The sequence below is a fragment of the Nocardiopsis codii genome, assembly GCF_036327455.1.
In the GTDB taxonomy this organism is placed as follows: Bacteria; Actinomycetota; Actinomycetes; order Streptosporangiales; family Streptosporangiaceae; genus Nocardiopsis; species Nocardiopsis codii.
This window is the reverse complement of record NZ_JAUZMY010000020.1, coordinates 82,796-105,159: the sequence shown is the minus strand read 5'-3', so window position 1 is coordinate 105,159 and position 22,364 is coordinate 82,796. Positions and strand designations below refer to the sequence as shown.

The following is a 22,364-nucleotide window of genomic DNA, read 5'->3' as shown; positions in this document are numbered from 1 at the left end:
GTTGTGGGGCTCCGGGGGTGGTCCGGGCCGGGCGTGTCAGCGCGGCGGACGGGGCGGGCCCGTGGCCCGTCCCGCCCGCCGTGCGCCCGGGCCCCGTCAGCCGCGGTGCTCGCGTCCGCCGAGGTGCCGGGCGAGGAAGCGCTCGGCCTGTCGGTGGAAGGCGATCTTGTTCTCGGGGTTGGTGAAGCGGTGGCCCTCGTCGGGGAAGACCAGGTACTCGACCTCCACGCCGCGTGTGCGGAGTGCGTCGACGATCCGGTCGGACTCGGCCTGCACGACACGGGTGTCGTTGGCTCCCTGCACGACCATCAGCGGGGCGGTGATGTCGTCCACCCGGGAAATCGGGGAGCGGGCCAGCATGTCGGCCTCCTGCTCGGGGACGTCCGGGTCGCCGACGTAGCGGTACCAGCTGTTGGTCATCGAGGGCCGGACGAACGGCGGCAGGGCCCTCATGAAGGTGGCGAGGTTCGAGATGCCGACGACGTCGACGGCCGCGGCGAAGCGGTCCGGGGTGAACGCGGCCCCCACCAGCGCGGCGTAGCCGCCGTAGGAGCCGCCGAAGATCCCGACCCGGTCAGGATCGACGTAGCCCTGCTCGACCGCCCAGTCGACGGCGTCGATGAGGTCGTCGTGCATCTTGCCCGCGAACTCGCCGATCGCGGCCCGGGTGTGGGCCTTGCCGTAACCGGTGGACCCCCGGAAGTTGACCTGGAGCACCGCGTACCCGCGGTTGGCGAACAGTTGGACGGCCGGGTTGAACCCCCAGGCGTCGCGGGCCCAGGGCCCGCCGTGGACCATCAGCACCATCGGCAGCCCGGAGGGCTCGACGCCCACGGGCAGCGTCAGATAGGAGGGCAGTTCCAGCCCGTCGCGGGCGGTGACGGTGACCGGCCGCATCGGGGCCAGCGACTCCGGGTCCAGGTGCGGGTGCGGCCGGAACAGCAGACGGTGCTCCCCGGTGGCGTGGTCGTAGAGGTAGGTGGCCCCGGGGTCGCGGTCGTGCGTGAAGCTGACGATCCAGCGCCGCCCGCTGTCGTCGCAGGACAGTGCGCCGACGTCGCCCTCGGACAGCTTCTCCAGGTTCGCCAGGACCTCGGCGAAACCGGGGTCCAGGGCGTGGACGACCTGGCGTTCCCCGAGGTAGCGCACCCCGATCAGCTCACCGGTCCGCCTGCTGTGGATCAACGGCGACGAGCCGTCGACCACGGCGCGGCGCGCACCGTCGAGGTCGAGGACCGGGTGGCTGTCGACCTCGGTCTCCTCACCCGTGGCCAGGTCGACCCGGGCCAGCCGGGTGCGGTCGCTGCCCCGGTTCGAGCCGATCCACAGACCGGTGCCGTCCGGCGTGGCCTGCGTGGGCAGGACCCCGAGCGGGTAGTCGGCGCCGTCGAACACCAGAGCAGAACTCGACGTCCCCGTCTCCGGGTCGATGCGGAAGACCTCGAGGTCGCCGTCGGCGGTCGTCCCGGAGGCGAACCACGCGCCCCCTGCCTGGAACAGCCCCTGACCGGGGCCGGGGCTCTCCACCAGGGGCGTCAGCTCACCTGTGGCCACGTCGAGCTCGTGGACGTCGAAATGCGCGGCGGACCTGGCGTTGAGCCACACGTTCACCTTCCCCGGCCGCCCTCTGGAGGGCTCGAAGCCCGCGACCCTGGCGCCGGGGAACGGGGTGAGGTCGACCGCCTCGCTTCCCGGGGTGTCCAGGTCGACCCGGAACAGGTGCCAGTTCTCGTCGCCGCCGCTGTCCTGGGTGTAGAGGAGCCAGCGCGGGTCGTCGGTCCACTCGTAGTTCTGCACGCTGCGGGTCTCGTCGGCGGTCACGCAGCGGGGCTCGTCGGCGCCGTCGAGGTCTTGGACCCAGATGTTGAGCCGGTTCTTCCACGGGGCCAGGAAGGCGATCCGGGCGCCGTCGCGCGAGATCGAGGCGCCGGAGCGCTCCGGCGGGTCGAAGAGGTCCTCCACGGAGATCATGTCGGGCAGTGCCATCTCGTCCCTCTCGTTCGTGTCCGGTGGTGGCGGGTGGGCTGTGCACCAGGAGAAGCCGTGCCGCCACGGCACACTCAAGCCCCCGCATGAGTGACGCGGGTCACTCCTCCGAGCCGAGGGGAAACTCGACCGGCAGGCGCCGGGACCGGAGGCCGCTCCTCCGACCGGGCCCCTGGGGCCGGACCCCTCGTGCGAGGCCGTGGGCGGCCGAACGGGCGGAAACCGCCCTCGGTAACATGACGCGCGTCACACAGGCTCCCTCGCCCGGGCGACACCCGGCGGGCGACGGGACGCGACACCGAGAACCCCCAGTGGAGAACCCCCAGTGAAGACCCGCGCCACCGCCCTCATCGCCCTCTCCGCCCTGGCCCTCGCCACGGGCTGTACGGACGCGGACTCCGGCGACGGGGCCGACGCCGCCTCCCCCGACGGGAACCCCCTCGCCGGCAGCCGGCTCGGCGCGATCCTCGACAGCGGCACGCTGCGCGTGTGCACCACCGGCGACTACCGGCCCTTCACCTACCTCGACCCCGGGACCGACGAGTTCACCGGGATCGACGTCGACATGGCACGCGACCTCGCCGACGACATGGGCGTGGAGATCGAGTGGGTGCAGACCAGCTGGGACGACCTGATGGAGGACTTCCTCGCCGGCTGCGACATCGCGGCGGGCGGCATCTCGATCAGCACGGCACGCTCAGAGCAGGTCTACTTCTCCGCGGCACTCATGGAGGACGGCAAGACGCCCATCACCCTGTGCGAGAACGTCGACGACTACCGGACGATCGAGCAGATCAACCAGCCGGGCGTGCGGTCGATCATGCCCAGCGGGGGGACCAACGAGATCTTCGCCGAGGAGCACTACCCCGAGGGGGAGCTCATCCGCCACGACAACAACACCATCTTCGACGAGATCATCGCGGGCAACGCCGACGTCATGACCACCGACGCGTCGGAGACGCTCTGGGTCGCCAACGAGCACGAGGAGCTGTGCGCGGTCCACCCGGACGAGCCCTTCGACTACTTCGAGAAGGCCTTCATGCTGCCCCTCGGCGACGAGGTCCTCAAGCACTACGTCGACCAGTGGCTGAACATCGCCCTCAACGACGGCACCTGGGACGGGATCGTCGAGCCGTGGTTCGGCGAGGACGTGGAGCTGTGACCGCGACCGCCCGGGGCAGGGCTGGAGCGTCGGGGCACGGCCCGCTTTTGTGACCTGAGACACACAGAACCCGAAACCAGCACCAAACGTGCACACAGGGGCACAGAATGTGAGGCTTCGCCTGTTTCGGGCGAAGCCTGTCCCCTTCCCCCAGCATGTCGAGGAACCCCGTGCAGCTCTCCCACCACCCACTCCCCCGCGCCCCCCTCGGCCTGGTCGCCGCCTGGTCCGCCCTCGCGCTCGCCCTCACCGCCTGTTCCTCCGACGCCGCCGGCCCGGGCGCGAACGCGGCGGCCGGCGGGGAGGCGGCAGGCGACGCCTCCGGGGAGGAGCTCTCCCAGGAGGAGCTCTCCGCCCTCGTCGTCGACGGCCCCGTCCCCGCGAACAAGCCGGAGGTGGACGCGTCCGCCCTTCCCGCCGAACCCGACAACTCCGCACCCGTCTCCGAGCGGGTCGCCTGGTTCCTGCTGACGGACGTGTCCACGAAGGCGGCCCACATCGACCCGGACGCGGTCGCCGCATGCCCCGAGGATCTCCGGAACGAACCCGGCCAGAGCGGCACCTGCACCCTGACCTACGGCGGCCTCCCCATGGAGTTCCCGGTCGAGAGCGAGGACGAGTACGGCGACATCGCCTTCCGGTTCGAGTACCCGGAACTGCCCAGCGTCCGCGAGGTCGTGGAGGACACCATCCGCTTCGAGCACGACGTCGAGGCGGTCCACTGCGCCATGGAGGACGTCGTGGCCGTCGAACCGGGAGAGGACCCGGCGCCCTACTTCTGTTACGCCAGGGACGGGGGCATCCCCTGGGTCGACTCCCCCGAGGACACGGTCTCGGCGTACGAGGTGTACGTCCTCGACGGGGGTTCGGTGTACACGTACCAGTACCTGGGCGTGGACTAGGAGTCGGTGCGACGGCCGGCGGCCCCTCGCCCTCGGCCACGCCGTTGCGGTGCGCGCGCCGGGCCCCTGACACGGCAACGGCCCGGCGACGTACCGCCGGGCCGTTCCGGGCCCGCGGAGTACCGTGCGCCACCGGATCCGGCCGCTCGACCCGTCCACGGCCGCCCGACGATCCCCCGGGCGGGCGCGTCCGGGGTCAGCCGCAGTTGGTACCGGTGCGGACGACCCACTCCCCGCCGATCACGCCGCCCCAGTCCACGCACCGGCCGGCAGCGTCCAGGTAGACGGGGCCGGCGTACTGCGTGAAGTTCCCCGGGTCGGTCTGCCACGCCTCGGAGTCGCTGCGCTTGAGGGCGGCGTCCATGTTCATCGCGGCGCCCGGGGAGGACCGTTCCACCACGACGCAGTTCCTGCCGTTGGAGTTGTTGTACGTGAGGAAGACCGTCCCCCCGCTGACGGAGGTCTTGTTGACCTCGCTGTAGCCGCTCCCGCACTGGCCGCCGTACGCGGCGGAGGCGGGTGCGGCGCTGAGGGCGGTCGCTGCCAGCGCCAGGCCCAGTCCTGCGGCGGCCCTGCGCACGAGGGTCCTCGACATGTCTCTCCTCACGGTTGCGATCCCCTCGGCTACCACGGCGGGGTCCCGGATCCACTGGCCCGGTGCTGCTCCACCAGGCTGGTGATGGTGATGGTGCCGTCGTCGGCGGTCGTGTAGGCGACCTCCGCCCGGACGGTGCGGCTGCCCTGGTTCACGTAGGCGGTGAGGGCCGACGGGCTGGAGGACACGGTTCCGGCGGCGCCGTCACCGACCGCCCCCGCGCTGCCCTGGCAGAAGCTCCACGCGCACAGCACGGTCGCGCCGTCGAGGACCGCGTACCGGCCGGAGCCGCCGGACGGCTGGAAGGCCACGACGTGGTCACCGGAGGGCCGCGACCCGCCCGCGCTCACCCCGGCGCCGACCACGGCGGACGCGGTGGCGGGCTCGCCCGCGGCGTCGTCCCCCTCGCCCTCGTCCTCGCCCTCTCCGGCGCCCCCCGCGTCGTCCGAAGCCCCCGTGGCGGGGTCCTCGGAGGGCGGCAGTCCCTCCTCGCCCTCCTCGTCCGCCGGTCCGGCGCTGTGCTCACCGCCGGAGGGCTCGGCCCCGCCACCGTCCCCCTCGGCCGCGTCGACGCCGAACCAGGCGGCGACGGGCAGCGAGTCCCAGTTGCCCGCCACGGCGGCGCCCCCGAGGCCCGCACCGGCGAGCAGGGTCAGGGCTGCGGCGACGGCGAGCACGGTCCACGCCTTGGATCGCCGCTCCCGGAAGACCCCGTGGGGGACAGTGACCTCGCGCTCGCTCGGCATGTGCACCCCGTGCCAGCCGGCGTGGAGCGTGGAGGCCACCGCGTCACCCGCCCCCTGGGGCCGGGTGATCGGGGTGCCGCCCGGGTTCGCCGCCGCCATCACCCCGGTCACCAGGGCCAGAGCGCTGGGCCTCCGCTCGGCGTCCTTGGAGAGGGCCCTCCGTGCCAGGTCCGCGAGCGGTCCCGTGAAGCCCTCCATGTCGGGTTCCCCGCTCAGCACCCGGTGCGCGACGGCGGCCGGGTCGCCGCCGCCGAACGGGGGACGGCCGGTCGCCGCGTACGCCACCAGCGCACCCCAGGCGAAGATGTCGTCGGCGGTGCTGATCGGCTCGCCCCGGTAGTGGGCGGGGCTGATCCACCCGGCCGACCCCAGGAGCGAACCGGTGCGGGTGAGCGCCGTCTGGTCCAGGGCCCGGGCGATACCGAAGTCCAGCACCCTCGGCCCCTCCGGGGACAGGATGATGTTGGCGGGCTTGAGGTCGCGGTGCACCACCCCGGAGGCGTGGATCTGCGCGAGCGCCTCGGCGATGCCGACGGCCAGGCCGTACTGGAGGCCCTCCGGCAGCGGCCCCCTGTTCTCCCTCAGGTACGCGGAGAGGGTGAGCCCGCGGATGAGGGGCGTGGCCAGCCACGGCTGCTCCCCCTGCGTGTCCGCGGCGAGCAGGGGGACCGCGCAGGCGCCGCCGACCCGCGAGAGCATCTCCACCTCGCGGGCGAAGCGGTCCCGGAACTCGGGGTCCACCGCGAACTCGGGGTGGACGACCTTGACCGCGACGAGGCTCCCGTCCTTGGCACGGGCCGCGTACACCACGCCCATGCCCCCGGCGCCCAACCTCTTGAGCGGCTTGTAGGGACCGACCGCGGCGGGGTCCTGGGGCATCAGGTTCGTGGCCGTCGCGGGAAGCGACGCGGAGGGGCGTACAGGAGACATGGGGACTCACAGGTGAGGGTGCGTGGGACCGGGATCGACGCTTCGGAGACAGGGAGCATCGGAGAATCAACCGGACAACGCATCCTAGCGCCGTGCCCGGCGAGGCTGTGCGGCAGGGCGCTTCCACCTGCGAAGAGGGCCCCGTGGCCGGAACCGGCCAGGCGTGCGGGAGCGGCGGTCAGCGCTACGGAACCGCCGCGGTCGCGCCGTCGCGGCGCGGGCCGCACGTCGGCGCAGGCGACCCGCATGGAGGGCTCGTCCCCGCGCGCCCCGGGGCAGGGGGCCGCGCGGACGGGTCATCAGCTCGGGCTGTTGCCCTTCCTCCGCTCCTTCGCCCTCCAGGCGTTGCTCCGCTCGGCGTTCCGACGGGCGTTCGGGTCGACTTCGGCGGTCGCGTGCTTCGTGAATTCCCTCAGCGGAAAGTCAGCGTCGAGGACCTGTCGGCCCGACCGCGGATAGGTGACGGTCGTCGGCGGGGAGTCCAGGTCTCCGGCGCCTGCGCCCGACTCCGGTTCCCTGTGCGTTTCTGCCATGGTCCTGCCCCGATCATCGCGCCCCGCCCCTTCGGACGGGGGTCAGGCGGAGAAGGGTACGGGAGGGCGGCGGCCCTCTCAAGGGAGCGGCGGTTCCGCGCACGGCGGGTGTCCGTCCGGGCACCGTGCGGCGGTCACACCCCGCTCGGCCCGTGCCCTCCCCAGGAAGATCAGTGGCCGTGTTAGCATCCCGCCCAACTCGAGGCGCGAGCGCCTTGGAATCCCCCTCCAGTACGCCGAGAAGCACGGAGGAATCACCGCATGGCGAACCGTTTCAGGCCCAAGCCCCCCCCAGAACCCGACGCCGGAATCGTCGGGTCAGAGTTCCGGTACGAGCGACCCGGACAAGACCTCCGGGAGACTGAGGGCCAAGCTTCAGGGCAAGATGCCCACCAACCCCACGCCCGTCGCCACGCCCCCGGTGAAGGGCCGCGAGATGGGTGACGGCATGAAGGACACGAGACGTCGCTGAACGCCTGAGGGCCGGCAGTCCCGGCCCGGCGCATGACGCGCCTCGTTCCCGGTGTTCGGCGCGAGCGCGGAGGGCCCGAGTCCCCGGCCCTTCCAGCCGTCCCCCGTATGCGCTACGCTCCCGGGACCACTCAGGAATCGTCGCTGTCCTCAGGCTGGCGCGGTCGCGTCAGATCTGGAGAACCCCCTGGTTCCGCCGCGTGCGGGACGGCGTCAGATCGGGACGCTCCGCCGCAGCCCGTCCCCCTCGGACGCGGTGCCACCGCACACCCGGCGGCAGGCCGGTCGCCGAGGGCCACCGGCCCGGGACTCGCGTTCCCCGATCCGCGAAGGCCCCTGCCCCGGATGCCGAAGAGCCGAGCCGCCGGACGGAGACCGGAGGGCACGGGCTCCATCAGGAGGGACGCCATGAGAAAGACCAGCCGCCGCGAACCACCGCCGCCGTTCCCCGGCATGCGCGACCTGACGACGCTCTACTGCGGCAGGAGCGCGCTCCTCTACCGCGCCGAACGCGAGTCCGACCGTGCTCCGGTGGTGGTCAAGCTGCTGGGGCGGGCCCCCGGAACAGCCGGGCCCGACGAGGCCGGGCTCTGGGACCGGCTCACCCCCGTGACCGGTATCCAGCCGCTCCTGTCCGTCGGCGTCACCGAAGCGGGCCGCGCGTTCGCCGTGACGGAGTACCGCGACGAGGGCGACTACGCCCGGGCCCTCACCGAGGACGAGCCACTCACGGTGGACGAGGTCGTCACCGTCGGCAGGACCGTGGCGCGGGCCCTGGAGGGCATGCACGAGCTCGGCCTGCTCCACCACGCGGTGACCCCGGCCAACATCCTCCGCGGGGAGTCCGGGCCGACGCTCACGGACTTCGGCTCGACCCTGCCCGTGGACCACCCGTTCCCGCCCGTGTACTACACGCGGGCGACCCTGGACCACGCTCCTCCCGAGGAGGTCCGCGGTTCCCACCCCACCCCCGCGTCGGACGTGTACCGGCTGGCCTCGACCCTCTGGACCCTCCTCGCCGGGCATGCCCCGTTCGCCGATCAGGAGAACGGGCAGGTCGGCCTGGGCGAATACCGCTCCCGCCTGCTGGCGGGAACGCCGCCGGAGATGCCCCGGGAGGACGTGCCCGACTGGTTGCTCGCCGTCCTCCTCCGCGCGCTGGCCGCGGATCCCGAGCAACGGACACCGACCGCGGCGGACTTCGGCGGGGCGCTCGAGGCGGAGTCGGCACCGCTGGAAACACCCGACGCGGACCGCGACCGGGTCGCCGCACCGCTGGAATCCGGGGACGACGAGCCGGAGCCGTCGGCCGTCGGGCCCGTGACCGTCCTGGCGGCGCCGGCCTCCGCGGAGGCGGACACCGGAGCGGCTCCGGGCTCGACCTCGGAGGAGGCCGATGCCGAGGGGCCCGAGCCGGAGCCCGGGGAGGAAGCGGAGGAGCCCCGGCCTGAGCCGGAGGCGTCCGTCGGGGAGACCACCGAACTCGACGAGGGCACCCGCCACGAACCGGACGACGACGGGTACACCGACGGCGCCTGGTACGACCAGGACGATGAGGACAACGCCTGGTACGAGGTCGACGACGACCGGGCCGGACACGAGGACGGCGACGCCCCGGCCGCATCCGGCGAACCGGTGGCGGCGGACGGCGGATCCGCGTCGAACGCACCCGCCCCCGAGGACATCCCGTCCGGGGCGGGCGCTCCGGCGGAGGCGGTCGAGGCTGCCAGGGCGGTCGAGCCGGTCGCCGCGGCCGCCTCCACCGACTCCGACTCCGACTCCGACTCCGACGACAGACGCTCCGACGGCTCCGGGCCGCTCGAGGCGGCCTCGGCCGGGCTCCCGGCGCCGGTCGCCTCCCCCGAGCCCGAGCCCCACACACCCTCCGCACCGGTTTCCGACCGTCTCGCTTTCCCCTCGGACACGGAGACAGCGCGTTCGGCCTCCGTGCCCGTCGACTCGACGGCCTTCTCCACGCCCACTCCGGCCCTCGGCCCCGGACGCGTCGGAGACGACGCCGCCAGGACCGGGGCCACCCCCCTGGCGAACCGGCCACCGTCGGTGGAGCGGGCCACCCCCTCCCCCTTCTCGTTCGAGGCCATCACCCGGGGTGCGCCGCCGCTCACCAACCACCCTTCGAGCCCGCCCCACGCGAGAAGCACCCCGTCGGCACACGGTGTCCGGAGTGCGCCCTGGGCGTCGCCGGCCGCCGACGTCGGCTCCGCCTGGACCGACGAGCGGCACGCGCCACCCAACGCCACGGCGTGGGCCCCGCCCCCTCCGGTGGAACGCAACAGGACGGCGGTGCTCCTCCCCGTCCTGATCGGCCTCGTCCTCGTCACGGTCGTTGCCGTCGGCGCCCTCCTGATCACCGGCCGGGGCTCCGAGGCCCCCTCCGCGCAGACACCGGGTCCGGTGGCGGGCGGGGAGGGCGCTCCGGAGGTTCCCGGGGGCACGGCGGGCGCGGGCGGTGACGGTCCTCCCGAGGAGGCGGCTCCGGCCATCGCTCCGACGGGAGTCGAGGTCTCCGACGACCTCGTCGGCGTCTCGCTGTCCTGGACGGACAACACCGGCGGCGCCGCCCCGCACTTCGTGGTCGGCGGACCGGTCGGCGCCCGCACCTCGTCGATGGCGAACGTCCCGGCCGGGTCCTCCACCGTCGATGTCAGCGGTCTCAACCCCGAGGTCGAGTACTGCTTCCGGATCGTCGCCGTCCAGTCCACGGACGTCATGGCGCCCTCCGAGGAGGTCTGCACGGACCGGGGCGCGACGGGCGGCTGACCTCCGGGCCGGCTCTCGCCGAGGGCGGCCCCGGCACCGTGCCACGGTCGGGTGCCTTCCGGGACCCGCCGCCGGGGCGGCCCGCTCCGCGGGGAACGGGCCGCCCCTCACACTCCCCGGCCCCGGGTCCGGCCGAGAGCCGCCCTGATCGTGGCGCGCGCCGCCGGGACCGCCGCACGCGGTCCGCGGAGCGCGGGTCCCCGCCCCGCGCGGCCCGGGCCGCGCGGGGCGGGGACCGCCGGGCCGCGCGCGAGCCGTGCGCGCAGGCGCTCCTCGCGTTCGGCCTGCGGGGCGGGGACCTGCTCCCTCCGGCGCCGCTCCTTCTCCAGGTGGGGCCGGGCGACGTCGGCCGTGTCGGATCCGCCCGCCCGCTCCGAGAGCAGCGAGTGGAGCCGCTTGTCGCTCAGCAGGAACAGCGCAGGGGACTCCGGGAGCAGTGCGCTCCCGACCCCCTTCCGGGACGCGCGGTTCGGGGTTCGGCGGCGTGGCCCCGCCTCCTCCGCGCCTCGGCCCAGAATGCGAACAACGGCAGTGAATGACTGTCGGGCGTGTCATCGTCACTGGACGCGACCAGGCGAGAAGAATGGAACGCGAATATATGCAACACCGATTCATTATCTCGACTGAATCGCGCCCGACTTCTCCCTCTCGGACAAACATGCAAACCTGGTGATTTATATCACATATAAAGTACACTATCCGAACCCTAGCCTGGCTAGCCGTACAGACACCCAAACCTCCAGGAAACGACGGCACTCATGAACTCCGTCTCCTTCATGACTTCGGTATCCATCGCGGTGCAAGTCATCATGTGGGCCGCGACCACCATCACCGGCTACGCGCTCACCATGAGGTTCGCCGGCTACGCGGCGGTCAAGACGAACACTGACTTCGCTCGCGCCATGGTCCAGAGGCTCGCCACCGAAGATGAGTTGAAAAAAACCTTCCCAGGCTCCGACCAAACGGTCGGAGAACTCAACATCACCCCCGAGGAGGTGCTGAAAGAAAAAGAGAAACACAATGAGCAGTTGAGAACAAACAACAGGGAGGAGGAGAAGAGATTAGAAAAAGCCGAGATCCACACAAAGGATGCAAAGGACACTGCAGACCGCCTCAAGAGCTTCAACGGCAGAGTGGAGGGCGTGGACTCCGAATTCAGTCAAGCCCTTGCCGCCTACAGAGAGACCAAGGCAGCAGTACTTCCGGAGAGAAACGGTGCCAGCCAACTTACACCTTCACCCCCCACACAATCGGACCCCATGAGTTCCAACAACCAGGGAGCAAAGAAGGGAGAAGAAAAGAAGCCACTGCCCCGCAAGGCCACCAAATCAAATCGATCCCAACCCAGGAATCCTCGAAGAAATCGCCGATCCGCCTAGCACACAGAAGGCGTGACCCAACCAGCAGGAAAGCAATGAGAAATGCCTGACTCCGTCATCCCCATTGTCGCTGCATTCACTCTCGCCGCCGTCGTCGCACAGGCCGCACTCCACATCAGACTCATGTCCCTCGGCGTTTATCTTGCCGACCGAGACGGGACCGAAAAACAGTCGACAGCACTGCAGAAGGCATACTCGGAAGTCGCAAACTCATTCGAAGCCGAGAACCGAGTCCGAGACCGATTCTTCGAAAGCACAGAAATCCAGGAAGACCTCCGATCCACAGGAAGCCTTGCCCGCAGAGAAGACCGCCCCCCTGGCCGAAACAACCAAGATCGCCACTGGCAGAACACATCGCCCAATAAAGAGTTCAGAAACCCCATGAAGCACGTTCTCGAGAGCAGAGTTGTGCCCTGGCTGGCCATTTCCATCTTGTTGGTCATCTCACTTATCCTCGGCTGGTAATCGAAACAGGGAGCAGACGTGGGACTTAATCTCATAGCCCTCAGCATCATCGGCACCGGCTTGACGATCCTCTTCGGAGGACTCTTCTTCATGTTCCGGCAGTTCATCAGGGAGGCGAAGATCGATCGCCACAGCTACCTGATGACAGCAAAGGACAGCCAGAGAAAGAACATGGAAATCGACAACGAAAGGGAAGACCTCGAACAAAGACCGAAAGAACTCCAACAAAAACGAGAACAACAGTACAAACTCGCGGTTACCCACGGCAGTGAGATCCGGAGAGAGGCGCACAAACTACGCCGAGGCCTGCAGGCCATAAGGGTCAACCATCTCAGCCCGGCAAGAGCGGAAGGGCTCATCACAGACCACTACGAGCTGAGCGAAAAGGGCAAGTCGGCGAACCCCGCACCAAATCTGACGAGCGAGAACATCCAGAGCGTCGTCGACGAGTACGCGAACCAGCCCCAAGGCAACCGGGAACCGAGCGACTCTCTTCGGCACTTCGTCGCCTCGGGCCTCGTGACCGAGCGCTACGAGCTGACTGAACATGCGAAAGAGCAACCATTCGACGTGCTCTATCATTTGCGGCACGCAATAGACGAGTTCAACGAACTGTCCGCGCATTCGAGCGAAGTTCTGGAAAAGGCTTTCTACGAAAGCCCGAGCGAGATCGCCGCAGCCGGGCTGAAGCGCGGTTTCGACGACGCGAAGTTCATCTCGCCCGCTCCCAGGCCCGACCTCGGCGGCGCCCTGGGGTCGCCGGTCGGAATCCAGCAGGCCGTCCAGTCCAGCGCGACATCCGGGGAGGTGCCGACGAGCAGATCCCCGTCACTGCCCGTCGGCAACGCGAACGGGACCGCGAACAGCTCGAACACGACTTCAAGATAGGCCTGCACCGCCGTGACTCTCATCATCTGCTTCGTCGCCGGGATCCTCTTGTTCACGGGATCCTTCCAACGACTCATGGAGCACAAGCTGGATGTACCCCGGACCACGGTACGCATCTCCGCCGAGCGGGAGCGGGCACGGGTCCGTCTGGAAGGGGTGGAACGCGCGGAAAGCCTCTTGGACGCGTGGGACGCCCAGCGGGAGGGACAAGGCAGCGGCACCGGACCCGAGCACCGGTCCCCGGACACGGAGGGGGTGCGGAGAAAGTTCGAGTCACAGCTGTCGGCCGGCCGGGCCGACGCGGACAGAGCCGCGGACGCCGAGTTGGAGAAACTCCCGCGACTGGAGCGCATGCGCTCGATCGCGCGAGTGGCGGATGTCGTGTTCGTCGTGATCGGAGCGGTGCTGATGGCCGTCAGCCCGGTTCTGGGTATCTCCATGGTCCTGTAGCGCCCCCGGGGCCCCGCCTCGGGGCAACCCGGCCGGGACCCCCACGCGGGGAAACAGTGACCGTGGGGCTCCGGTCGTGAACCGACCGTTCGGCCGGGAAGGCGGAGGGGTCGGCACAGGACATCAGAGCAGCGTCGCGACGGCTGTTCCCGCAGCCCCCGCGGGGAGCACGGCGGCCCCCGCGAACGCGGCGCACAGGCGCCGGTGCGGTTGAGGCCCTGGCCGCGCGCCGCCCGGAGGCCCACCGTGCCGCCCACGTGTTCTTCATGAGGCTCTGGCCGACGAGGACACCCTTCGATCAGCCGCAGCGGCAGCGACTCACCCGGTGACCAGAACAGACCCGCACAGGAGAGGGACGCCGGAGAGTTCGCCGAGGCGGGTGGCTACGCAGCCTCGGTGACACCGACGCGGGCCCGACCTGGCGAGGGCGCGTGCGCGGTTCCAGCTCCGGCGCACCGACTGGGCCTTCGCCCAGTACACAGGCGCATGCCACCGGAGACGTTCTCGGGCGTGAGCGCGGTGTGTTCCTGGAAACCGAATCAGGGGAGCAGGTCCTCGGCGAACACGAGGGCGGCCCGCGACCAGTGGTTGCGGGGCCTGTTCCGCGGTTCTCCCGCCCAGGGGCTGCTTATCGTGCTTGGTGGCGCGGAGTCCTTGGGGGTGGAGGCGGATCACCTCGAACACCCGGGCCACGTCACCCGCCTGAGCGGCACCGGCCGCCACCCCACCGCGCGCCGCCCCTCGTGGGCTTCGGTCAGCGTCTTGGCGACCTCGGCGATCTGCGCTCCGTCGCGGGAGGTGATCACGACATCGGCGCCAGGGGCCATCAGGTAGTCGGTCGCAGCGCAGCCGATGCCCTCGGAGCCCCGGCAACGTCCCGCCGAGCCTCACCGGGCGGACTCGAAGGTCACCGACTCGCTCAGTTCGCGCCACTTGGCGTCGGTGGCGCGACGCGCGTCCTCCACGGCTGCGGCGTACCGCACGGCGTCCGAACCCACGAGCAGCCGTACCGGCGGCTCCTCCAGCCCAGTGACGGTCAGTACCAGTTCGGCGACCTTGTCAGGGTCCGCCAGCTCGATTCCGCTGCCCTCGCGCACCACCGCAACCATCGCCCCCACGGTCTGCCGGTAGGGCTCGCTGACCTCGGGGATGGTCATGGAGGACCCGGCCCAGTCGGTACGCATCCCGCCCGGCTCCAGGACGGTGACTTTGACCCCGAGCGGAGCCACCTCTTGGGCGAGCACCTCGGAGAAGCCGCCCACGGCCCACTTGGCCGCCTGGTAGGCGCCCAGCCCCGGGCTGGCCAGGCGCCCGCCCAGCGAGGAGACCTGCACGATGTGGCCCGAGCCCTGCTCGCGCAGCACGGGCAGGGCGGCCTTGGAGACGTTGACGACGCCGTAGAAGTTGGTGTCGATCTGGGCGCGGAACATGTCCATGGGCATGTCCTCCACCGCGGCGGTGTCGCCGTAGCCGGCGTTGTTGACCACCACGTCCAGGCGCCCGAACTCTTCGGCGGCAGCGGCGATCGCGTTCTGTGCGGCCTCGTCGTCGCTGACGTCCAGCGCCAGCGGCAGCACCCGGTCACCGTACTCGCGGACCAGGTCCTGGAGCTGTTCGGGCCTGCGGGCGGTGGCCGCGACCTGGTGGCCGGCCTCCAGAGCCCTGACGACGATACTGCGGCCCAGGCCGCGCGAACTTCCGGTGACGAACCAGACGGGCATGAGTGACCCTCCTTTAAATGAACGCTCATTCAATAGTGCTGGTCGTGACAGTAGGCGCCCCCTTCCCCAGTTGTCAAATGACCGTTCATTAAATAGCCTGCTTGTCGTGAGAGCACGAGACCCCGAGGACAAGAAGCGTCGGCTGCTCGACGCGGCACTGACCGAGTTCGCCGCGAACGGGCTGGCCGGCACGCGCATCGACGCGGTCTCGGCCCGCGCCGGGTGCAGCACCGGACTCGTCTACACCTACTTCGGCAGCAAGGAGGTGCTGTTCGACTCGGTGCTGGCCGACATCACGGCACGCACCGTCGACCAGGCCCCCATCACCGTCGATGACCTGCCCGGATACGCCGTGCGCCTGTACGAGGCCAGTGCAGCCCACCCCGAGATCGAACGGTTCGTCGCCTGGTACCAGCTCGAACGCGAAGGACTCGTCGACCAGAACGTGACCGCAGCCACCCAGGAGAAGGTCGACAAGGTCGCCGCCGCCCAGCGCGAAGGCCTGCTGCCCGACCGCCTCGGCGCCGCCGAACTGGTCCTGGCGATCCAAACGATCGCCCGCTCCTGGCTGATACAGCCGCGCGCAGTGGCCCTGGCCCTGGACCCGATCGAGGACCACCGGGTCCGGGGCGAAGCTGTGCGGCGCGTGGTCGCCGAACTCATCGCCCGACACTGACCCCGCGTCCTGCCCTCCCCGACCGGTCACTGGGACCCGGTAGCCCTCGCGGAGAATCCAACGCGAAGGACTTCGACGCGGGCCTGGCCGTCGCGCTCAAGGGCGCAGGCATCGCCCCGCGACGGCCCCGGGAGCGGCGCGGCCGGTCAGTCCCCTGGACCGAAGGGGTAGTCCTCGGCTCCGCCTCCGCCGCCGGAGCCCTTCTTCCCCGAGCCGCCGACCGCGGCGGCGATCCCCACGATGACCAGAATCAGGACGAAGGGCCCCGGCCCGCTCGCCTGCACGACCGCGTACATGAGAACGAGCCCGCCGACCAACGCGGCCGCGACCGCGGTATAGAGCTGAAAGAACTCCTTGTCCATAGGGGGACCTCCGGCCGTCAAGGGGGACACCACGCTACGCACCCGGCGGCCGCACGGCGCAGAAGTGTCCCCATCCGGCCACCACCGCCGAGGACGCGGCCTGATGGCCGCTGACCACGATCGAGGACCCGGCCGCCGCCCTGACGCAGATCCCTTGACGATGGTGGGGACCCCCATATTGACGGCGGAGTCGTAGACGTGTTCGGCGTCGTCGGTTTCGGAGTCCACGGCGTAGACGGTGAGGTGGGGTGCTTCTCTGCGCCGAGGCTGTCCGGCGTGTGGCCGTTTCCGGACACGGTGCGGCCAGGGTCGGCCACACACCGGCCCCGCGTGCCGGGGGACGGGGCATGCTCGGTGGCGCCCCGTACCCCGTCTTGGGGGCGATCCAAGTACGCCAGAAAAGGGCAAGGGCCCAACGTTTCCCCAGGTCAGGAGGTGGGCCAAACCGGCCGTTCGGATGTAACCACCGGTTACAGGGGCTCTCGCGTTCTCCGGGGCGGCCCGCCCTCCCCGTCCTGGGAGCGTGTGCATCGGCCCCGCAGCCGACCGGTTCGGCCTGCTTGAATGTGTCGCGACATCTGGCCATAGAACAAAAGGTATCCCCCCGCATGCGCACCAGGAAGATCGTCCAGAACTCTTTTGTCACCGCCGGCGCGGGGGTCTTCCTGCTCGCCCTCACCGGGTGCTCCGGAGGCCCCAGCGGCACCTTCTACGGTTCGTATGTGTGTGACGCGGGCGTCAGGCTGTGCAACGCGGAGGACGAACTCGCCCGTCTCATCATCGACGGTGAGAACGTCACCTTCGATCTCTTCGAGTGCGACGGCCCCGACGAGGACTACGCCAGCATGGGTGTCCTCACCGAGGACAGGAGCATCGTGGCGTGGACCACCGATGTCCACTACGAGGGCACCAAAGCGATCACCGCGAACGACGGCGGCGACGTCCTGACAATGGACGACACCACCTATTTGGCAGAGGGCAGCGCCCCCGCGAACGCGCTGGTCGACGTGTACACCGAGGACTGCGTCGACAGGGACTCCGACTGGAGCAGCCCGCTGTCGTAGGCGCCACTTCTGAAGCTACGACGAGCCGCCAAGCAGGAACCGAGGACGCGGCCAGGGCGGCAGAGAAGCCACGGCAATATCACGACGACCCCCGCGCGACGCGCCGCTGCGCGGGGGTCGCCTCGTACCCGCCTACGTCAACCGGGGTTGCCTGGCGGCCCCTTCGGCGCACCCCCGGGACGTCATCCCCGTGGCGACGCCTCTGGCCATGGCCAAGCCATGTCAGCCGAGGTCCGGGGTCCGGCGGTGAGGCCGCCCCGGCGGCCTCACCGCCGGATCCTGTTCCGTTCCTCGCCCCCGTACTTCAGCGCGGTGCGAGCGTGACCCCGGTATGGGCGGCCAAGGACTCCAGGAGCTCCTCCTGGAACCCTTCGTCGTGTACCGCCAGGTGCGGCTCCTGGGTGTGCTGGTGGTGCCAATACCGCCCGCTGACCAGGGCATGCGGGTCGTCGGTGGTGGCCAGCCACGCCTGGGTGAGGTGTCCCTCCCGCAGATCGTCGGTCGCGCCGGGCCCGCCCATGCGGGTGGGCACCCACCCGGGGTCGACGGCGTGGACGAGTACGGCGGGCCAGAGACGGGCCAGGGCGGCCGCGAACGCGGTGACGTAGAGCTTGCTGTCGGAGTAGGAGCGGCTCTGTCCTGACCCGCTCCAGTCCACGCCGGCGAGGTCAGCGCGTCCGCGGTAGTGCATGTCGCTGCTGAGGTACACCAGTCGGCCGGGGCGTTCCATACGGGCGGTCAGTTCGTAGGGGGCAACGACGTTGACCGGTAGCACGGAGGGACCGCGGATGACGCCGGCGTTGTGGATCACCACGTCGAAGGGGCCCAACTCGTCGGCCTGGTGTGCGAGGTCGAGCACCTGTTCGTGGTCGGCGAGGTCTCCGACCACGGCCTGCACCCCCCGGTCGAGCAGGTCCTGGAGGGCGGTCAGCCGCGTGGTCGTGCGGGCGTGCACGACCACGCGGTGGCCTTGGTCCAGGAGTGCCTCGGCCGTATGGCGGCCCAGGCCCTCGGTCGAGCCGGTGACGAGGATGGCGGACATGTGGTCCCTCCTGGTGGTGGATGTGGCTCAGGCGAACGTCGAGGCGTCGAGGCGTCGAGGCGTCGAGGCGTCGAGGCGTCGAGGCGTCGAGGCGTCGAGGCGTCGAGGCGTCGATGACGAACCGGTACCACACATCCGCGGCCAGGACCCGCTCGTAGACCTCGTTGATCTGCGTGGCTCCGATCAGCACGAGTAGGGGTTGAGACCGGCATGCTCGCGTATCCGAGTAGCGCTCGTGCGAGGCCGGGCTCCTGCTGAGTGATCACGGAGAGTCGCGGCCAGGGGCGCAGCGGCTCCAGGGGCCACCCGCGCCTGCGGCGATTCGGGTGCGGTTGGCGCCGAAGGTGCGGCGCAGGCCATGTCCCGAACAGATCACGTTTCGTGATGAACGAGGGGCGCCCAGGCCTCCTCGGTGATCTTCCCAGGCCCACTCACCCGTTCGCTCCCGGGACGATTCCCGCGCTGTTCAGTGCCTGGTCGAACAGCTCTGCGGCGTCGGCCGGGGTGGCGCTGTTGTACAGGTCGTTCCAGATTTTCAGCGTCACCCGCACCGCGGCCGCGGTGGTCTCCACCGCCATGCGGACCTGGAGTTCCCGGTGTGCGGTCCACTCGCCCTCGGCCAGGAAGTGTTCCAGTAGCTCCTGGGCTCTTCGGGTGTCCAGGCGCAGGCCCGCGGTGTGCAGGGCCGGGCTGTTCAGCATCAGTGCCCTGACCCGCAGCATCTGCTGGGCCGCCTCACCCTCGCCCCGGCCGTAGTCCGCCAGTACCCGGGAGTAGACCCCGCAGAGCGTGGACAGCGGAGAGTTCCGGTCCCCCCGGTGGAGATGGCGGCGCAACGCTACGTCGAAGTCGTGGTGGATGAGTAGCGCCGCGTCCTCCTTGGTGGCGAAGTGCCGGAAGAAGGTCCTGGGGGAGACTTCGGCCCGGTCCACGATGTCGTCCACCGTGGTGTGCTCCACCCCTCGTTCCTCGAAGAGTTCGAGTGCCACCTGGCTGATGTCCGCCCGCGTTCGCCATTTCTGCCGTTCGCGCAGGTTGGGTCGGCTCGGCGCCGCATCCGGTGCGTCCTTGGTCATGACTGCCTCTCGATGATGGCGGCGGTCCGTCCGTCCTTGCTCGTGCCATGATGGCAGACAGATCCTTCATGACAGTGACTGCCATATAGGCAGTAGCAAGCATTGCGAGTTCTCATGCCCCACCCCTCCTCGACAGAGGACACCGGATCGGTCGCACCACGATCCACCCGGCCCGGAATCGTTCTGACCGTGGTGAGCCTGGGCGCCGCCATCGTCGCCCTGGACGGCACCGTCATCTCCGTGGCCAACCCCGACATCGCCGCCGACCTGCAACCGAGCCTGTCCGGCCTGCAATGGGTCACCAACGCCTACCTGTTGGCGATCGCCTCGACCCTGGTCGTCTTCGGCCGCGCCGCCGACCGCTACTCCCGCAAGGGGTTCTGGCTCACCGGGATCGGCCTGTTCACGCTCTCCTCACTGATGATCGCCCTGTCCACCAGCATCGACATGCTCATCCTGTGGCGCGTGGTCCAAGGCTTGGCGGGCGCGCTCATCATGCCCGCAGGGGTGGGCCTGCTCCGGGCCACCTTCTCCGGGCCCGCCCTGAGCCGGGCGCTGGCGCTCTGGAGTGGGTGCACGGCCATCGCCGCCGCGGCGGGCCCCGTGGTCGCCGGACTGCTCGTCCAGGTTCAGGGGTGGCAGTCGGTGTTCCTCATCAACGTGCCCATCGGCGCCCTGGCCCTGACCTTGGGCGCCCTTCACCTGCGCGAACAACCGAGTTCCACGCGAACCGGACGCCTGGACACCCTGGGCGCGCTCCTGCTGGCACTGACCATGGTCAGCCTCGCTTGGGGCGTGCTCCAGGCCGAGCACGGCCACCTCGGGGCCGACATGCTCCTCTACCTCGGTTCGGCCGTGGTCCTGGGTGCGCTGTTCGTGTGGCGCCAGCGCCGGGCCGCCGAGCCCCTGCTGGACCTGTCCGTCTTCGCCAACCGGACCGTCCCGGCCGCGGCGCTGCTGGTCGTCCTCGCCTTCTTCACCCTCTACGGCACCCTGTTCTTCCTGACCCTGTACATGCAGCGCGTCCAGGGAGCCAGCGCCTTCGAGGCAGGAATGCAGGTCATGCCGCTGACCGCCGCCCTGGCCCTGGCCTCGGCCCTGGTGGGCCGGCTCAACGCCCGTTGGGGTCCGCGGCCGGCGCTGCTCATCGGCATGGCGATCGTGGCGGTCTCGGCCTTCGGCCTCTCCCAACTCCAGGTCGAGAGCACCTACCACGCGCTGTGGCCCTGGCTCATCGGCATGGGCCTGGGCATCGGCATGGTCTCGGTCGCCAGCACCGATGCCCTGGTCAGTAACGTGCGACCCGAGTTGAGCAGCGTCGCGGGCGGCTTGCAGCAGACCTCCTCCCAACTGGGCGGGGTCATGGGCACCGCGGTGCTCACCACCCTGCTCTCGACCTCGGTCACCGCCGGGCTCGCCGACGAACTCACCGCTCGGGAGGTCGCTCCGGATCAGGCCCAGTTCGTCCTGGACCGTGCCGAACGCGTCTCCCAGGGAGAGGTTCCCGTACCCGCGGGGGCTGATTCCGCGACCGTCGACGCCATGGTGGAGGCCGGACACACCACCTTCGTCGCGGGCATGACCCAGGCGATGTCGGTGGCCGTGGTCATGGCGCTCATCGGCATGGCGGCCGCCCTCCTGGTGCGCCGTGGTGAACACTCCTCCGAAGACACCGTCGTCATGCACTGACCAGTCCGGACAGCGCGGGCTTCCCGAAGTTCCTCGAGGTCGGTCCCCGCGACACGGCACTGCGGGGACCGACCGTTCTCTTCAGCGCTTCGAGACAGAGGGTCGAGGAACATCGGAACGAGAACCCGCGCTGGGGACACGGCCCCCTGTGGCTGGGCATACTACGTCTGGAAACACAACCGTCGTCCCGAAGCAGCCTCCGAGGCAATTCACGCCCCCAATAGCGAACCCCCGCACCCCCTCAGACACTAAGTCAATTGGAGCGGCATCCCATGTGGAGAGTCCTCTTCTATGTCACGCCGGTCACCATATCTGTGGCAATACTACTGCTCTTCGTCTTCGCTCTTATCATCGCCTCCATGGCGAGACATTCCACGGAATCGCCTCCGCGTCATATGTGGAAGTTCCTTGCCGCAGCGACAGCCGCGTACATGCTTGTTTTGGCAATGCCACCTTCTGGTGAAATTCAGTTCAGCACCAGCCGTCTCGTCCACTGGAACCCTCTTCATTTCATGGATGAGCTTGCGGCGCAGGGAGAGATCGAGGAGAGTTTCGGCCAGTACCTGACAGACGGCGGCACTGCTCACTACAGCATCGAGGAGCTCTCCGAGCAGGAGAGGGCGGACATACAGCAGGCCACCCCGACCGACTTCTTCGCCTACGGCGATCCTGATCAAGAGATAACAGTCGTTGACAGCGACGGGAACCCCGTGGCGGAGAACCAGGGGCGATACGTGATCTCGGAACTCTCCGTAGGAATAGAAGCAGCGGGCAAACCCATCCAGTACCAGAGCATGATCCTTGAAGAGAAGGCTCTGAACGCGCTGCTGTTCGTCCCCCTGGGGATCTTGTCGTACTTCTCCTTCTCATCCTGGTGGGCGCGCGCCTCGTTCGGTCCGGCTGTTTCTGTCGCCATCGAAGCCATTCAATGGACGACGGGTATGGGCAATGTCGCCGACACCGCAGACGTCCTCGCCAACTCTTCGGGGCATGTCGTGGGCGTCGGCCTCGCCGCGGCGGCGTCCGGACTGTTCGCCCTGCGCTCCCCTGATCTGAGAGGCCAACCCGAGAGTTTTTCCTGAACACCACCTCTGACATGTGAACCGAGTCGGTGGTGAACGCGCACGGGCCCGGAAGGCGAGTTCCTACGCGGCCCTTCACCGGGGGCAGGTGCGGCTGAAGTGGCTGCGATGGCTCGGCCGGGGCACCTGGTCGCAGCCGGGCCGGTCGAAGCCACCAACGGCAAGGAGAAGATCACCTTCAACCCCCTGTAGTGGGGCTTCCACGTCAACCTCAACCGGCACGCCTTCCACACCCTGCAGACCGAGGGCGTGCCACTTCAGCGGCGACGGCCGGGGCTGCACGTGGGCGAGTTCGTCCGTGACGGCGAGACCGTGCGGCAGGTGATGTGCGTGCACCGCGGTTACGGTCCGCAGTAGGGCAGCG

20 protein-coding genes are annotated in these 22,364 nt (G+C 69.8%); 11 read left to right on the top strand and 9 right to left on the bottom strand.

Annotation, left to right across the window (positions count from 1 at the left end; genetic code table 11):
* Positions 1-96: 96 nt before the first annotated feature.
* Entirely contained in the window at positions 97-1,986 is a 1,890-nt protein-coding gene (locus Q8791_RS20070; protein WP_330093295.1) for a S9 family peptidase, read from the bottom strand.
* Positions 1,987-2,311: 325 nt separating this feature from the next.
* On the opposite strand from Q8791_RS20070, the gene Q8791_RS20065 reads away from it, so the two are divergent.
* Together Q8791_RS20065 and Q8791_RS20060 are read left to right on the top strand one after the other, a co-directional pair.
* Entirely contained in the window at positions 2,312-3,148 is an 837-nt protein-coding gene (locus Q8791_RS20065; protein ID WP_330093294.1) for a transporter substrate-binding domain-containing protein, read from the top strand.
* A gap of 155 nt (positions 3,149-3,303) precedes the next feature.
* On the top strand, positions 3,304-4,050 hold the full coding sequence (locus Q8791_RS20060) for a hypothetical protein (RefSeq protein ID WP_330093293.1): 747 nt from the start codon (positions 3,304-3,306) through the stop codon (positions 4,048-4,050).
* A 196-nt stretch (positions 4,051-4,246) separates the two neighbouring features.
* On the opposite strand, the gene Q8791_RS20055 is transcribed toward Q8791_RS20060, so the two are convergent.
* The 3 genes from Q8791_RS20055 to Q8791_RS20045 form a co-directional block, all read right to left on the bottom strand.
* Positions 4,247-4,645, bottom strand: a complete 399-nt coding sequence (locus tag Q8791_RS20055) for a spore-associated protein A (RefSeq protein WP_330093292.1) — start codon at positions 4,643-4,645, stop codon at positions 4,247-4,249.
* A 29-nt stretch (positions 4,646-4,674) separates the two neighbouring features.
* On the bottom strand, positions 4,675-6,321 hold the full coding sequence (locus tag Q8791_RS20050) for a serine/threonine-protein kinase (RefSeq protein ID WP_330093291.1): 1,647 nt from the start codon (positions 6,319-6,321) through the stop codon (positions 4,675-4,677).
* Positions 6,322-6,620: 299 nt separating this feature from the next.
* A complete protein-coding gene (locus Q8791_RS20045) occupies positions 6,621-6,854 on the bottom strand; it encodes a hypothetical protein (protein ID WP_330093290.1) in 234 nt (77 codons plus the stop codon).
* Positions 6,855-7,733: 879 nt separating this feature from the next.
* Between Q8791_RS20045 and Q8791_RS20040 the strand changes: the two genes are divergently transcribed.
* The 5 genes from Q8791_RS20040 (at position 7,734) to Q8791_RS20020 (ending at position 13,288) form a co-directional block, all read left to right on the top strand.
* Positions 7,734-10,106, top strand: coding sequence for a protein kinase domain-containing protein (locus Q8791_RS20040; protein ID WP_330093289.1), 2,373 nt, complete (start codon positions 7,734-7,736; stop codon positions 10,104-10,106).
* Between the two features lie 758 nt (positions 10,107-10,864).
* Positions 10,865-11,485 (top strand): hypothetical protein, encoded by a 621-nt coding sequence (locus Q8791_RS20035; protein WP_330093288.1) that lies wholly within the window; start codon positions 10,865-10,867, stop codon positions 11,483-11,485.
* Between the two features lie 42 nt (positions 11,486-11,527).
* Positions 11,528-11,950 (top strand): hypothetical protein, encoded by a 423-nt coding sequence (locus Q8791_RS20030; RefSeq protein ID WP_330093287.1) that lies wholly within the window; start codon positions 11,528-11,530, stop codon positions 11,948-11,950.
* Between the two features lie 18 nt (positions 11,951-11,968).
* Positions 11,969-12,838, top strand: a complete 870-nt coding sequence (locus Q8791_RS20025) for a hypothetical protein (RefSeq protein ID WP_330093286.1) — start codon at positions 11,969-11,971, stop codon at positions 12,836-12,838.
* A 12-nt stretch (positions 12,839-12,850) separates the two neighbouring features.
* Positions 12,851-13,288, top strand: coding sequence for a hypothetical protein (locus Q8791_RS20020; protein ID WP_330093285.1), 438 nt, complete (start codon positions 12,851-12,853; stop codon positions 13,286-13,288).
* Positions 13,289-13,959: 671 nt separating this feature from the next.
* Here the strand turns inward: Q8791_RS20020 and Q8791_RS20015 are convergent.
* Together Q8791_RS20015 and Q8791_RS20010 are read right to left on the bottom strand one after the other, a co-directional pair.
* A complete protein-coding gene (locus Q8791_RS20015) occupies positions 13,960-14,115 on the bottom strand; it encodes a hypothetical protein (protein WP_330093284.1) in 156 nt (51 codons plus the stop codon).
* 60 nt (positions 14,116-14,175) lie between these two features.
* On the bottom strand, positions 14,176-15,009 hold the full coding sequence (locus Q8791_RS20010; RefSeq protein WP_330093283.1) for an SDR family NAD(P)-dependent oxidoreductase: 834 nt from the start codon (positions 15,007-15,009) through the stop codon (positions 14,176-14,178).
* 106 nt (positions 15,010-15,115) lie between these two features.
* Here Q8791_RS20010 and Q8791_RS20005 point away from each other — a divergent pair, with 106 nt between their 5' ends.
* Positions 15,116-15,685 (top strand): TetR/AcrR family transcriptional regulator, encoded by a 570-nt coding sequence (locus Q8791_RS20005; RefSeq protein WP_330093282.1) that lies wholly within the window; start codon positions 15,116-15,118, stop codon positions 15,683-15,685.
* Between the two features lie 146 nt (positions 15,686-15,831).
* On the opposite strand, the gene Q8791_RS20000 is transcribed toward Q8791_RS20005, so the two are convergent.
* Entirely contained in the window at positions 15,832-16,047 is a 216-nt protein-coding gene (locus tag Q8791_RS20000; RefSeq protein WP_330093281.1) for a hypothetical protein, read from the bottom strand.
* A 608-nt stretch (positions 16,048-16,655) separates the two neighbouring features.
* On the opposite strand from Q8791_RS20000, the gene Q8791_RS19995 reads away from it, so the two are divergent.
* Positions 16,656-17,111, top strand: a complete 456-nt coding sequence (locus Q8791_RS19995) for a hypothetical protein (RefSeq protein ID WP_330093280.1) — start codon at positions 16,656-16,658, stop codon at positions 17,109-17,111.
* A 304-nt stretch (positions 17,112-17,415) separates the two neighbouring features.
* On the opposite strand, the gene Q8791_RS19990 is transcribed toward Q8791_RS19995, so the two are convergent.
* Together Q8791_RS19990 and Q8791_RS19985 are read right to left on the bottom strand one after the other, a co-directional pair.
* Positions 17,416-18,153: an SDR family NAD(P)-dependent oxidoreductase gene (locus Q8791_RS19990; RefSeq protein ID WP_330093279.1), complete on the bottom strand. Its 738-nt coding sequence runs from the start codon at positions 18,151-18,153 to the stop codon at positions 17,416-17,418.
* Positions 18,154-18,584: 431 nt separating this feature from the next.
* Entirely contained in the window at positions 18,585-19,229 is a 645-nt protein-coding gene (locus Q8791_RS19985) for a TetR/AcrR family transcriptional regulator (protein WP_330093278.1), read from the bottom strand.
* Between the two features lie 114 nt (positions 19,230-19,343).
* On the opposite strand from Q8791_RS19985, the gene Q8791_RS19980 reads away from it, so the two are divergent.
* On the top strand, positions 19,344-20,918 hold the full coding sequence (locus Q8791_RS19980; protein WP_330093277.1) for an MFS transporter: 1,575 nt from the start codon (positions 19,344-19,346) through the stop codon (positions 20,916-20,918).
* 272 nt (positions 20,919-21,190) lie between these two features.
* Entirely contained in the window at positions 21,191-22,000 is an 810-nt protein-coding gene (locus tag Q8791_RS19975) for a VanZ family protein (protein ID WP_330093276.1), read from the top strand.
* Positions 22,001-22,364 lie beyond the last annotated feature (364 nt).

What these genes read in the sequence shown, in the direction of transcription:
- Q8791_RS20010 (WP_330093283.1), bottom strand. Translation starts at nt 15,009, where the DNA reads ATGCCCGTCTGGTTCGTCACCGGAAGTTCGCGCGGCCTGGGCCGCAGT.
- Q8791_RS19995 (WP_330093280.1), top strand. Translation starts at nt 16,656, where the DNA reads ATGCGCACCAGGAAGATCGTCCAGAACTCTTTTGTCACCGCCGGCGCG.
- Q8791_RS20015 (WP_330093284.1), bottom strand. Translation starts at nt 14,115, where the DNA reads ATGGCCCCTGGCGCCGATGTCGTGATCACCTCCCGCGACGGAGCGCAG.
- Q8791_RS19985 (WP_330093278.1), bottom strand. Translation starts at nt 19,229, where the DNA reads ATGACCAAGGACGCACCGGATGCGGCGCCGAGCCGACCCAACCTGCGC.
- Q8791_RS20050 (WP_330093291.1), bottom strand. Translation starts at nt 6,321, where the DNA reads ATGTCTCCTGTACGCCCCTCCGCGTCGCTTCCCGCGACGGCCACGAAC.
- Q8791_RS20030 (WP_330093287.1), top strand. Translation starts at nt 11,528, where the DNA reads ATGCCTGACTCCGTCATCCCCATTGTCGCTGCATTCACTCTCGCCGCC.
- Q8791_RS19980 (WP_330093277.1), top strand. Translation starts at nt 19,344, where the DNA reads ATGCCCCACCCCTCCTCGACAGAGGACACCGGATCGGTCGCACCACGA.
- Q8791_RS20045 (WP_330093290.1), bottom strand. Translation starts at nt 6,854, where the DNA reads ATGGCAGAAACGCACAGGGAACCGGAGTCGGGCGCAGGCGCCGGAGAC.
- Q8791_RS20000 (WP_330093281.1), bottom strand. Translation starts at nt 16,047, where the DNA reads ATGGACAAGGAGTTCTTTCAGCTCTATACCGCGGTCGCGGCCGCGTTG.
- Q8791_RS20070 (WP_330093295.1), bottom strand. Translation starts at nt 1,986, where the DNA reads ATGGCACTGCCCGACATGATCTCCGTGGAGGACCTCTTCGACCCGCCG.
- Q8791_RS19990 (WP_330093279.1), bottom strand. Translation starts at nt 18,153, where the DNA reads ATGTCCGCCATCCTCGTCACCGGCTCGACCGAGGGCCTGGGCCGCCAT.
- Q8791_RS20055 (WP_330093292.1), bottom strand. Translation starts at nt 4,645, where the DNA reads ATGTCGAGGACCCTCGTGCGCAGGGCCGCCGCAGGACTGGGCCTGGCG.
- Q8791_RS19975 (WP_330093276.1), top strand. Translation starts at nt 21,191, where the DNA reads ATGTGGAGAGTCCTCTTCTATGTCACGCCGGTCACCATATCTGTGGCA.
- Q8791_RS20060 (WP_330093293.1), top strand. Translation starts at nt 3,304, where the DNA reads ATGTCGAGGAACCCCGTGCAGCTCTCCCACCACCCACTCCCCCGCGCC.
- Q8791_RS20035 (WP_330093288.1), top strand. Translation starts at nt 10,865, where the DNA reads ATGAACTCCGTCTCCTTCATGACTTCGGTATCCATCGCGGTGCAAGTC.
- Q8791_RS20040 (WP_330093289.1), top strand. Translation starts at nt 7,734, where the DNA reads ATGAGAAAGACCAGCCGCCGCGAACCACCGCCGCCGTTCCCCGGCATG.